General features: G+C 33.9%; 9 protein-coding genes and 1 pseudogene. All 10 read right to left on the bottom strand.

Going from position 1 to position 12,146, the window contains the following annotated elements; translation table 11 throughout:
* Nucleotides 1-272: 272 nt before the first annotated feature.
* Nucleotides 273-566 (bottom strand): helix-turn-helix domain-containing protein, encoded by a 294-nt coding sequence (locus tag GMD6S_RS10485; protein ID WP_000797741.1) that lies wholly within the window; start codon nucleotides 564-566, stop codon nucleotides 273-275.
* Nucleotides 556-921: pseudogene (locus GMD6S_RS10480) on the bottom strand (type II toxin-antitoxin system RelE/ParE family toxin). Before GMD6S_RS10480 ends, GMD6S_RS10485 begins: the two are co-directional and overlap by 11 nt.
* A gap of 156 nt (nucleotides 922-1,077) precedes the next feature.
* Nucleotides 1,078-1,443 carry a TIGR02328 family protein gene (locus GMD6S_RS10475; protein WP_001241798.1) on the bottom strand — a complete coding sequence of 122 codons (366 nt, stop codon included), beginning with the start codon at nucleotides 1,441-1,443 and terminating at the stop codon, nucleotides 1,078-1,080.
* Entirely contained in the window at nucleotides 1,427-1,831 is a 405-nt protein-coding gene (locus GMD6S_RS10470; RefSeq protein WP_000435150.1) for a YbgA family protein, read from the bottom strand. The genes GMD6S_RS10475 and GMD6S_RS10470 overlap by 17 nt, the downstream gene beginning before the upstream one ends.
* Before the next feature lie 92 nt (nucleotides 1,832-1,923).
* Nucleotides 1,924-3,525, bottom strand: coding sequence for a type I restriction-modification system subunit M (locus GMD6S_RS10465; protein WP_000450455.1), 1,602 nt, complete (start codon nucleotides 3,523-3,525; stop codon nucleotides 1,924-1,926).
* A gap of 43 nt (nucleotides 3,526-3,568) precedes the next feature.
* Complete coding sequence (locus GMD6S_RS10460; protein WP_000255407.1) at nucleotides 3,569-4,324, bottom strand: hypothetical protein; 756 nt, start codon at nucleotides 4,322-4,324, stop codon at nucleotides 3,569-3,571.
* 18 nt (nucleotides 4,325-4,342) lie between these two features.
* Nucleotides 4,343-6,124 (bottom strand): P-loop NTPase fold protein, encoded by a 1,782-nt coding sequence (locus tag GMD6S_RS10455; protein WP_000138469.1) that lies wholly within the window; start codon nucleotides 6,122-6,124, stop codon nucleotides 4,343-4,345.
* A gap of 28 nt (nucleotides 6,125-6,152) precedes the next feature.
* Entirely contained in the window at nucleotides 6,153-7,349 is a 1,197-nt protein-coding gene (locus GMD6S_RS10450) for a haloacid dehalogenase-like hydrolase (RefSeq protein WP_001113489.1), read from the bottom strand.
* Nucleotides 7,350-7,378: 29 nt separating this feature from the next.
* Nucleotides 7,379-8,596: a restriction endonuclease subunit S gene (locus tag GMD6S_RS10445; protein WP_000042200.1), complete on the bottom strand. Its 1,218-nt coding sequence runs from the start codon at nucleotides 8,594-8,596 to the stop codon at nucleotides 7,379-7,381.
* Nucleotides 8,589-12,140: a YobI family P-loop NTPase gene (locus tag GMD6S_RS12855; RefSeq protein WP_337459982.1), complete on the bottom strand. Its 3,552-nt coding sequence runs from the start codon at nucleotides 12,138-12,140 to the stop codon at nucleotides 8,589-8,591. The genes GMD6S_RS10445 and GMD6S_RS12855 overlap by 8 nt, the downstream gene beginning before the upstream one ends.
* Nucleotides 12,141-12,146: the final 6 nt, after the last annotated feature.

Below are 12,146 nucleotides of genomic sequence, written 5' to 3'. Positions count from 1 at the left end.
CGTAGTTGACATGATGTGTCCTCCAAAATTTGTTGTTGAAACTATCTTAACAGAAAAGAAAGGGTCTGTATAATTGTAAATAATTAGGCTTTGATATAGTTTGAAACTATATCATTCTTTTGGACAAAAGAAAAAGACTTGAGACCAGCGTCTCAAATCCTTTGTATCGCTTGTTTTGTGGCTGTATTTTAGTTGGAATGCTCAAACAAGCTATTGACGATTCTTATAAGTGACTATGGCTTGTTATTAGAAAAGACTATAGGTCAGTTTAATCAACTTTTTTCCTGTTCAAGTGGGACGACTGCTAGTGTCTTTCCTAAACTGGCTAAAACTCTTAAGACCGTATCCAACTGAGGACTGGTCTTTCCTGTCTCCATCCTAGCTATGACAGGCTGGCTTACTCCACTGAGTTCTTCTAGCTTTTTCTGACTGATACCTTGCTCATGTCTAGCTTCTATCAACTCACTCATGATGGCCACTCGCATATCACTTTCAAGGATTTCCTCCTTGGTAAAGAGTTCTTTTCGGACATCCTTCCAATTACTCCCAATGGCGCTATTTTTCATCACTTAACCCTCTTTCTTTTAAGTCCTTCAGTTCACGCTTGGCTTTATCAATCTCTCTCCTAGGAGTTTTCTGAGTCTTTTTAACAAAATGATGTAAAAGAACAAAACTCCCATCAAACCACGCTACAAATAAAATCCTATCCCTCAGAGGTCTTAGTTCCTAAATTTCATCTTCCAAATGTTTGATATAGGGTTCACCAGCTCTAGTCCCATGCTGACTCAACAACTCAATATAGTCATTTAATTTATTGAGTTTGATGCGACTATCCTTACTTTTCTGACTAGCCAATTCTCTCATATAATCTAAGACTGGCTCATTTCCATTTTTGTCCTTATAGAAGTAAATTGTATGCACCAAGTAGCCTCTTTCTAATTAAATTATAACTCAAAAGTTATTAAAAGCAAATTCTAATATTCATAAAAAGGAGACCTTAGAATCATTCTAAAGGTCTCATCTTTATTATTCGAAAAAATTACGAGAAGAGTTATAATGTGGAGCTAATCCTGACTCTTACACCAACTCAATGCCTTTCTCTCGGAGATTAGCCAGACATTCCTCATAGTATCCTGCATCATGCTCACTGTAGACGGGATTGTCCAACTTCTCCTCAGGCAAGTCTTCATAGGGAGGGCAGGTTTTGCCACGGTAGTCCTTGTCCAGCCACTCTGGACTGACATTGTAGCCACGGCCAGCCATCTCCTCCATGATCAAGCGATGATAGGCATAGAGACGATAGGGCGAGTGGGTAAAGACATAGTCCACCGTCGCATGCTTTCTGCCCCAGCCATTGCCACGCAGGGCGCAGCACTCTCGATGTTGCCCCAAGAGCTGCGGACGGGGAAGTTGTGAAATCAAAGCCTCATGCCAAAGTCTCATGGGTGTCTCCTTTCAGTAAAGTCGAATGTTGCAAGTAGGTATTGGGATAGCGATTAAGCAAGTCTCGAGTCTTAGCAATCAAGTCTTCCTTGGAAGCCTGACCAAAGCGATAGCGATCAAGCAAGAGCATATAGTCCTTGCGCTCAACATCTGTCGCTTTCTTTTTGAAATAGCCCCAAATATGCTGAAAGGCATTGCAAACCTGACCCCTGTGTTCTGGGATCTGGCAGGCACGGTCAATCATCTCTTGAACCTGACTCAGCTCCACCTGTTCATTCTTCAAGTATTGGCGAATCTCATTGTAAATATTGCTGGAATGGCTCAAAACGAGGTATTTGTTTCTAGCCCAGAGTTGTTGGCACTGGGATTTTTGGTTAATTTGTTCCATGTTTCTCCTTACTTTCTATCCGTTTCCAGGAAATATGGAAACAAAGTTGTATCCTAAAAATGAGCGAATTATGAGCGAATCAATTACACTCATCACCCTTTAAAGTTTTTCAAAAACTCTTTGAGCTCAGCATCAGCTTCTGGTGTGGTTCCGTGGAGTTGGTTCAACATTTCAAGTAGAGAAGCTGTTTGGCTTTCGATAGCTTGATTTGTCTCGTTAATCTTGCTGACGATATCAGTTAGTGGTTCAACTTCTTCTTCCTCAAAGGTATCTACATAGCGAGGGATATTGAGGTTATAGTCATTTTCGACAATTTCTTCATAGCTCGCCAGATGGGCAAACTTATCCATCTCCTCACGAGACTTGTAGGCTTCCAGAATCTTCTCGATATGGGCATCCGTCATGATATTTTGGTTTTTGCCCTTATCAAACTCCTTAGAGGCATCGATAAAGTAGACATCACGATTGGTACGATTCTTTTTGAGAATGATAACCGTAGTCGGAATGCTGGTGTTAAAGAAGATATTGGCTGGTAGACCGATAACCGTGTCAATAGCTCCTTCTTCTAACAAGGCCTTGCGAATGGTTCCCTCCGCATTGCCACGGAAAAGAACACCGTGAGGAAGGACGATAGCCATGACCCCATTATCCTGCTTGAGGTGGTAATATCCATGCAGGAGAAAGGCAAAGTCAGCCTTAGACTGGGGTGCCAGTTTCCCAAAAGGAGAGAAACGAGGATCATTCAGGAAGCCAGAGCTTGCTGACCACTTGGCAGAGTATGGAGGGTTCATGAGAACACCGTCAAAGTTGGTCGGTTCCTGTGTCGGCCAGTCTTCATCCAGTGTATCGGCATTGTGGAGAAATTGATTCTCAACTGGAACCCCGTGTAGGATCATATTCATCCGTGCTAGGTTATAAGTCGAGGTATTGAGCTCCTGACCAAAGTAGACAACTGTCTGCGGTTTATGAGAATATTTCTTGGCATTAAGCAAAAGAGAGCCAGACCCCATAGTCGCATCATAGATAGTAAAACCTAGCTGGTCTTCACGACCCAAAAAGGCAATCTGAGTCATAAGCTTGGCAACAGGCTGAGGCGTATAGAACTCACCAGCTTTCTTACCCGAGTCAGTCGCAAACTGACCGATCAGATACTCATAGGCATCCCCCAACATATCACCAGCATGACCAGCCACATCTAGCATAGCCAACTCTTTCATGACCGCTGCTACCGTTTGGTTTTGCTTTTGCGGAGTCGCCCCTAGCTTTTTAGAGTAAAGGTCGATATCTTCAAAGAGGTTTTCATAAAGGTCGTCGCTTTGCTCGATATCACGAAAACCTTGAGCTAGATCTTCCAGCTGGAAAGTTCCCTCATTGACACGTGCTACCAGAGCCGTAAAGGTCAAGTGTGGCTTGATGATGTAGTTAAGCTCATCATTCATAACAGAGACCAGATCCTCATGGGTATCCGCATCCTCGTAGTAGTTACGATAGACCTCAAGGGCATCCTCAAGACTATCCGTCCCCTCTTCCATGGTCTCCGCCACGAAAAAGAGCATCTTGTCAGACAGGTACTTATAAAAGACCATGCCCAAAAGATAGGACTTGTAGTCATTGGCATCCATCTTGGAGCGGAGAACATCCGCTGAATTCCACAGGGCTTGGTAGAGCGACTGGGACGTTTGTGTTGTTTCCATAATGTTTCTTTCTAAGTTTTGCAATTTATTTTTAAACAAGCATTCATTTATAACAAATCACTTCATTTTCAATCGTTTGAATCAAATCTAAAGGAATAGAAGAGACTGGAAGTTGATAAACGATATTTTTTCGAGGGTTATAAAATCCAAGATTTTCGATAGACAGGAAGTCAGGGTCAAAGGAATGTAGGCCCATGATATAGTAGACAAGGACTTGTAGTGTATGGTCTTTATTAGGAGCTGTTTTAGTCACCTTAAAATCCCACAGTGTATCCTTGGTCAGAAAATCTCCATCACCCTTATCAATCGTATCTGTATAGCCTCCCAAAAAGTTAAAACCATCCTTTACCAAAGGACCATAGAGGTCGAAAAAGCAAAGACTTCGTTCTACCATGATACGAATATTCTCTATCGTTTCTGCATCTACTATAATTTCCTCAAAAGGCTTATAATACTGTTTCCCTGCACGATAAACAACATCAAAAGAAACCAAACGACACGCACTTTCTATCGATAAATCGTCCAATCCTGTCACCAAATCGAGCAGTGCTTCTGCTAGGTCTCCCATACCAACCATCTGAGCTCCCTTTAGAGAAATTCTGAAAGCATCATGGGCTTCTGTCCCTTTCATAAAGCGTGTCAAGTAGTCCACACAAATCCCCACTAAACTAGGAGATAAAGACTCTACAGGATGCAGAACTCTATGGTCTTCGAACTGCTCTACTGAAAATAATTTGATGGGCAGATAACCACCTCGAGGTTGCTGAATGTCTTTTATACGTTGTGTTACTGATACCATGGCAACTCCTTTTAGCTTTTAATCTTCGAATTTGAATCCTTCTTTTTCAAGTTCGTTTAATCTTTCCTTAATACTTCCTTTTAAGAAAATAATATCTTCTTCGTCAGCATAAGTGTTAAAATCTTTTACAAAAATATATTCTTTATTTTTAGAATTATACCCAGGTTTATTCTGATCTTTATTACTTATAAATCCAAATTCTATCCAAAAACGGAGGAACTCTTCTGTACTTAGTTTCATTATGGCTCCCCAGATAGTATTGCTCCATTCATAAAATTGAAGTACTTTATCTAGTTCATACAAGTGAATCAAAATTACTATATATTTCCACCTGTATGATGGAAATTCTTTATCATCAGGACTTAATCCTGTATTAACACCTTCCATATCTTGATATCTAAAAATTTTATGTTTGAAAATAAAATAGAATATCTCGCTTACATCTGTTTTACCTAAAACACTCTTTAAAAATAAATAAGTCTTTTTAACTAATTCAATATTCACATCTTGAGTCCCTATCCTATATTCAGGAATTTCAGTCTTAACCTTCTTCTGCAAAATAAGATTTACTAGCAAGTTATCTTCACTGTGAGTTGATACTTTTAAAGCATTTGAAAACAATAAATCTTGTTGTTGATTAGTTAGTTTTTCGTATTCTCCATTGATAAAATCTCGGAAATCATTCTGTGAAAGTAAAATTTCATTAGAAAGCTGTCGTTCATCATCAATAATCTGAATCAATTCTCCAGTGAGTCTATTTGATGGTACTTCATTTATAAGGTAAGCTTCCTTATTTAAAAAATAACAACTAGGATATGAATTATTTTTTTCAAATAAAATATTATGAAGTTCTTTTAATATTAACGTTTTATTCGGATCTAATTTAATAGATCCTTTATCTTTCTTTAGACTTTCATAAAATTTTGGATAATATAGAAAAAGATATATAACAACAAGTTGTTGCTCAATTTGAACATATTTCTCTTTATTACGTCCAATCAATTCTAGATTAACATAATCATTAAAACGTTCTCTGTCTCGTAAATTTCTTTCATCTGTTATGAACGCCCTCTTAAATCCATCAGAAAGCTTTATTTCTAATCTCTTTTCCAATTGTTCGAAATAATCACTCCATATTTTTGTAGGATGGAGAACAAATGGCAACTCAATTCGTCGATCTATAATTTTTGAAAGATAATTACTCTCACTTCTATGGATTATCTCTATATCTCCAATAAAAATAATCGGAAGTTTTCCATTGAGTAAACTAAACAGTTTATAACTTGCTTCCTGTTGAGCTGGAGTCATCCTGTCAAAGTCGTCAACAACCAAGATTTTCTTCCTACATGAAAGATAATTTTTAGTCAACAACCAGCTATAAATTCCATCTGATTTTATTTTCAAAAACTGATGGATTGCAACTATTAAAGCAATTACTCCTGCAAACAAAACAACCCAATTAGGTACATAAGCACTTAGACCCAAATCAACTACATTAGTCATTAGGATTGATAATGCAATGCATAGAATTACAATTAATCTTAAGCCCCAATAAACAAATGGATGTAACCTCGCAAAAACTGTCTCTAGAGTTGATCGACTGTCATTTAATCTCCAAAAATCAATGATTACTAGTTTAACTTGTTTTGTATCGTCGACTTCTTTAAGAAAGGTAGACTTACCTGATCCCCAAGTACCATTAAGAAAATATGTCTTATTTTCTCTTAATAAATTTGCAAAATTTTTCGATGCAGTTGCGGTATCAATTTGATCTAATTTTATAAAATTATTTTCCGTCATAACCTACCTAATAATTCTCATCTACAATTTAAGATTCAAATTTTTGTTGAATATTTTCAACTTTGTCTCTAATTAACTCATCAGTATTGCTACCAAGTTGTTCAATAAGATACTGGTAAAACTTTTTAATATCTGGATCATTTAAAATATGCCATACCTGTGTATTTACTAGTGCAATTTCTAAGAGATCTTCCAATTCTTCATATTTCCAACTAGTATATTTTGATAACTTCTCAACAATAGCATGAGTATTTTTGAAACTACCACTACTTTCTAATGAGTTGATTAAATCTAATTTCTCTTGCTCTTCTTTTGGTTTAGCTTGTTCGATAGCTTCTTTTTGATTATTGTACTTTTTCTCATACAGTTTTTCATTGTATACAGTTTTATCAATAATCAATTTCACTAGTTCGTCAAGCTCACTACCCTCTGAATAGTCTGCAGGAGCAAAGTAAGAAATACGATTATCTCTCATCATTTTATAGACTTTATTCTTTGCCTTCAGTTCATCTTTTTCATCTGGATTAAAAACACCGACAGAATATCCACCTTGAGAATTCACCAATTTCATACAAGGAATATCTGTATCGCTATCACCTAAATAAATCATATTTCGAAATGGAACTCTGATTTCGTCAGGTGCGAAAGAATCATTAACCGCTTCATCATTAACATCAAGAACACCCTTTGAGATACGAAAAAGAAACTGTGTCTTATTAGTATAATTCACTACTTGAGCAGGCCAGACAGCAACTCCATCATCATCAAAATAGAAAGAAGTTGCGTATAGTTCTTTAAACTCTTTTGCAATTGTAGTTCCTTCTATCATCTCTTTTAAACCTGAAGATATAATATAATGCTCGACAATGATCCCTTTATCATACCCGTAGTCTCTTATGCGTTTAAACCAATCCTCTACTCCAGGAAAAAGTGCAACCTGAGATCCATACTCAGCTAACTTCTCTTTTGTAAAGACGATTTGCCCACGTGCTTTTTTCTTCATTGTATACATATAAGCAAGGTTCTTATCCATATTATTTGCCGTGGCACGACCATTTGACTCCTTCCAAAAATCACCAATCATATCGCTACCTTCTGGTTGTACTGTTTGGATATATCCTTGAGCCTGCATATTATCTGGAGAAAGTGTCTTATCAAAATCATAGCAAAGTGCAATAACAGGTCTATCTGTTTTCTTTTCACGGTTAAAAGTTGTATCTGGCATAGTTAGCCCCCCTTCAGTTAAATAAAACGTTAGATAAACATTTCCTGCAAGAGTTTCTTTTTCAGAGTCTCAAGCTGAGAAATTTTTTCTCGATAAGAATTGATGAGATTATCGAGGTTAGAGAAGTAAGCGCCGATGGCTTGTTGTTCAGGGAGAGATGGGATAAGTACTTTTTTCGATAGTAATTCCACTTTAGTAATACCCTTTATTGATGTCCCTTGAAGTTGGTTAACCTCCTTTTGAAGTAATCTATATAGCAAATATGCTGTGAATTCTATATTTGATTTAAGATTTGAGAGTGATAAAAAATCTTGACTTGTTGCGTATTCATGACGCATCACTGCTAACTTCCCAACTCCAACTCTCGTAACAACCGCAATTGAATCCTTTGGAATTATTTTGGCTGATGAATTTTCCAATCCTTTCTCAGAAATACTTTTTTGAACTTTAATCTCAAATAGACAATTTATCCCTAAGTCAGATGACTGAATCCAAGGAATATCCCCATCCCAATATTCCTGAACATTTGTTTTTGGAGTGCCACCACTTTGAAAGTCATCAGCTAAATCATTAATTTCACGAAGCTCCCACTCACCTTCAAAACCATCCAAACGAATCTCAGGAACCGTCTGTCCAGCTTTGGGAAACATTTTGGCAAGCACGGCAACCTTGAAAGATTGGTAGTTGGCTAGATTGTCCTTGTAGCAGGACAGAAGGTCGTCGAGGGTGCGGAATAGGGAGCCGATGGCGGATTGTTCTTCTGGACTAGGAACTGGAACCTTGGTATTACGAAGCGTTTCTAGCCCCAAAAATTTTTGAGTATTCCCTGCCATTTCAATTTGAATATATTTATTGAATAAGTTCGTTTTTAAATATTGCAGTAAAAATTGATTTTGTATTTTTCCACCATTTTTTATCAATCCAACATTTTTTATAGAAAATCCATCTATTTCAACTAAAACTGGCTTTCCTATTGTACCAATTAGCCCAAGTAGAATATCCCCTACTTCTACTTTTGAACGTTTATTTATCTCATTATAATCTGACTCAGAAATTAATGATACATCATTTAGATTTAGTCCAGAATCTGTTAAATTCTTTGAAGTTACTAAAGGATACCCATTGTCAATGTATTTTGGAGATGAGTGAGTCCCATCTCGAACGTCTTTGACTTCTTTTAATCTTGTATATGACCAATGATTTAAAAAACTCTTAAATTTTATTGGAGTGATACTATTTTTACTCATGATTTTCTCCCAAGCTATCTTTAAATTCGATCTGTTTCGTCCTAAATCCATATAGCTTTAGTACAGTTCCTTCACCTCCGGACTTATTAGATATCAACTCCCTTTTCTTTAAGTAATCGAGTAGTTTTTTATTAAATTTAGAATTCGGTACCTTCGCATCCTGATTCCCTTTTCCACCATTACTTTCATTTTGGTTTAATTTTTCAAAGGCAGCTTCCCATTTAGTATAGTTATTATCATTGATTTGTTCCTTCAAAATTTGCATAATATCCGGTAATTCTAATAAATCTAAATACTCACCTAATAAATCTAGCTTATCTATTTTGATTCTATTTTCTGAAACAGAAATTAATTTTTCTAAAAGTTTTTTCTTATGGTCAGCTGAGACATCATTCGAATTCAGGATTGATTCATACAATGAATAACTAATTCCTTCTTCATCCAACTCTATAAATTGTTTTATATATTTTTTAACTATCTTTTGTATATTTTCTTGAAGCTGTTTGTCACCTTCATCAAAAGTATAGTTGTCTATTAAATATATAAAATAATCTTCGTTATAATGATTATCTAATAGAAGTGCTAATATTTTTAAATCTATTTTTTCTTCAAATTCATTCTGTTCATATAGAATTTCAAGTTGTTCTATATCAATCTGTTCTTTGTTAAAATTCAAATAATCATTAATATTATAAAGAATAAAGAAACCTATGAGTTCGGAATATTCTTCCTTTATAAAATCTATATTAATTTTGTTAAAATCAATTAGATGTTGAGACATTAGATCTTGGAGTTGATCATTATCTATGCTCTTATCGTCAAAAATTTCATAGTAAGGAATTCCTATATCTCTGAGTAGCTGTATTCTTATAGTTTTCTTTAATCCTAAGGATTTTATGATAAACTTTTGAAATTTTTTGCCAATTTCTTCCTCTAAGTTTTGATAAATATTATTATCCAACCTAAAATTAGTACTCTGATTAATAAAGTCTACTAAATTAGTATCTCCTTCATTGTTTTGGCTAAAATATTCTAAAACAATTTCAGTATTCACTTCTGCTTTTTTAGTCTGAACAAGATTTTTTACTAGTAATTCTCGATTTTCACTAGATAGATCATTGAATTTATCTTGAGTATAAGTTATATAAAACTCTGGGATACTGGAGATAATTTTTTCTTCTAATGTAACGTTTTTAATTTTTTCGTCATTATCTGAGTCGTCAGATTCATCACGTTCTAATGTTTCCTGAGGTAATTGATAATTAAATACAACATTATTATTCAATAATTGTTCAATATACTCAGGTTTATCACGCATCTCTCCCTCTGATAAAGTAATATACATTAAAATATACTTTAGGAATTCTTCATCAGAAGATTGACAATAATCTAGTAAAGGTTTTAATCCATTTTGACCAGTCATGATTTCATAATTTTTATGTTTTACATCTGATAACTCTGTGCCCATATCAGAATACCGTTCCATGAAAAATAGTACATTATATTTGCAAATATCGTATAAGCGATTCTTATAAATATAATTCAGCACATTTTCCTCATATCCTGAACTCTCAAAATCAAATTCCTTAATTTTAAAATCTATAGCCGATAAATTGTATTTAAACTTCTCAAAATCACAATAATAATTTTGAAAAATATTAAGAAAAACCTCTTGTGTCATCTCTAGATATTTAGAAATTTGTTCTTTTGTTTCTTTTGTACAATCGTACAAATCAACTAAATTCATTAAAGATAATATCAATCTTTTATCAACCAAATTACTATGTTTTTGGCGAATATACTCATTGAAGAGTTCCGAGTTATGATGTAGCCATTTTATCAAAAACACCCTTATATCACGCTCTGAGAAAAACGATTTATTTTCAACATCTAATCTAAATAATTCGTTATAAAAGTCCAGTAAAAATTCCAAAATATTATCTTGGTGAAAGATTAATTTCAACTTCTCATTATGTTCGTTTGCATATAACAGAAATCTAAATAAATCATAATTTAACACATTACTACTTTTATAATTTTTTAATTCTAAATAATTAAAGATTTCATCAAAATTTTTTAGAGAAATATTATATTTATTCTGTCTGCCAGAAATTACATTTCTTAAATATTCTTTTTCTTCTACCGTTATCGTATTCTCATAGAAATAATTCAAATAATCTTGATAGCTCTCATCAATATAAGTATTTCTAATTAGGAAAGAAATTATTGAGAATTGAGGATTCTTTCTTATTTCTTCTGTAAAGTCACTTTTAAAATCATCAATATCTTTAGCATATTGATAAACGTCTGATAATCTATAGCTGTCTAGTTCACCAAGTTCATCATTTATTTTCTTAATTTCTTCTCTTAGTTTTTCTATTATTTTTTTATTTTTAGTATTCTTTAAACGCTCTTGAAATTCCGGAGTATTCCTACTAGGAAATAAAGAATCAATATCCTCATTTCGTTTATATTGATTATACTCCGCATCATGATAACTATCAAAGGAATAAATTTCACTATCTCCTGCAATTAACTCTTTTATGTAATCATAACGTGTTGAAAAATCTTTTTCAAATTTTCCATTTACTTTAATTATTTTTCTTCCAGACGGTATTTTTAAGATAGTTCCATATAATTCAACTTCATCGTTTAAATGTTCTTCCTCAGCATTCTCTATCTTTCTCTCCAAAGCATTTTTCTTATTATTTAACTCCTCTCTAAGATTTTTTAATGCTATTTCTTTTGAGTTCAACAATTCATATAAATACCCTTGATTTCTTTGCAAAAGTGAAAAATCTTTAGGGAAAATATTCTTATAGACTACCATTGAAAAAATTTTCTCACGCTCTAATGGTAATTTACTCAATGTTTCTTTATAGGTCAGATACTCATTACAAATATTATTGATTAATCTCATATCGTCAAGATATAAAGAAATATTAAATAAAAACGTCTTGTCTAACCTAGTGTATTCCCTCATTTCTGTCAGCAATTTTTTTAAAATATCATGAGAATTAGAAGCGGTTACGACAGGAACTACAGGTATAATAAAATCAAAAAACTTCGTTCTCTCTTGTGATTCAAACAAATCATCCTTTACAAGATAGAAAAACACCAGCTTGGACTCGCCACATATCTTTCTTTTTCTATTGATAACTATATTTAATTCCTTCAATTTTTCAAAAATTCTAGAATCATTAAAACGTTCAATATCTTCAAATACTATAACATCCGCTTCAGACTGCTTAAACAAATAAAGTACATCATCTAAATAGCGATCAAAATAAGATACCCTTGAACTTTCATTTGAGAAGATTTCAATATCAGTTTCAACTTTTTCTGCCTTTAAGGATAATTTTTTGATAAAACCAAAATCTTTTTGTAGCTTCAGTAAAAAATAAATTCCATATACAATTAAAATAAATAAAGTTATTAATACAAGAAGAGAAATAATAGGTTTCGTAGTCCAAGATAACCAACAAAAGTTATGAACCAATTCACTCCATGAAGAAATATTAAAAAGATACAAAGATAATAGTATGGTTAA

The sequence above is a fragment of the Streptococcus sp. GMD6S genome, from assembly GCF_000297015.1.
This window is presented reverse-complemented; position numbering and strand designations above follow the sequence as displayed.

Coding starts and splice junctions, on each gene's coding strand:
- GMD6S_RS10485 (WP_000797741.1), bottom strand. CDS start 566: ATGAAAAATAGCGCCATTGGGAGTAATTGGAAGGATGTCCGAAAAGAA.
- GMD6S_RS10475 (WP_001241798.1), bottom strand. CDS start 1,443: ATGAGACTTTGGCATGAGGCTTTGATTTCACAACTTCCCCGTCCGCAG.
- GMD6S_RS10470 (WP_000435150.1), bottom strand. CDS start 1,831: ATGGAACAAATTAACCAAAAATCCCAGTGCCAACAACTCTGGGCTAGA.
- GMD6S_RS10465 (WP_000450455.1), bottom strand. CDS start 3,525: ATGGAAACAACACAAACGTCCCAGTCGCTCTACCAAGCCCTGTGGAAT.
- GMD6S_RS10460 (WP_000255407.1), bottom strand. CDS start 4,324: ATGGTATCAGTAACACAACGTATAAAAGACATTCAGCAACCTCGAGGT.
- GMD6S_RS10455 (WP_000138469.1), bottom strand. CDS start 6,124: ATGACGGAAAATAATTTTATAAAATTAGATCAAATTGATACCGCAACT.
- GMD6S_RS10450 (WP_001113489.1), bottom strand. CDS start 7,349: ATGCCAGATACAACTTTTAACCGTGAAAAGAAAACAGATAGACCTGTT.
- GMD6S_RS10445 (WP_000042200.1), bottom strand. CDS start 8,596: ATGAGTAAAAATAGTATCACTCCAATAAAATTTAAGAGTTTTTTAAAT.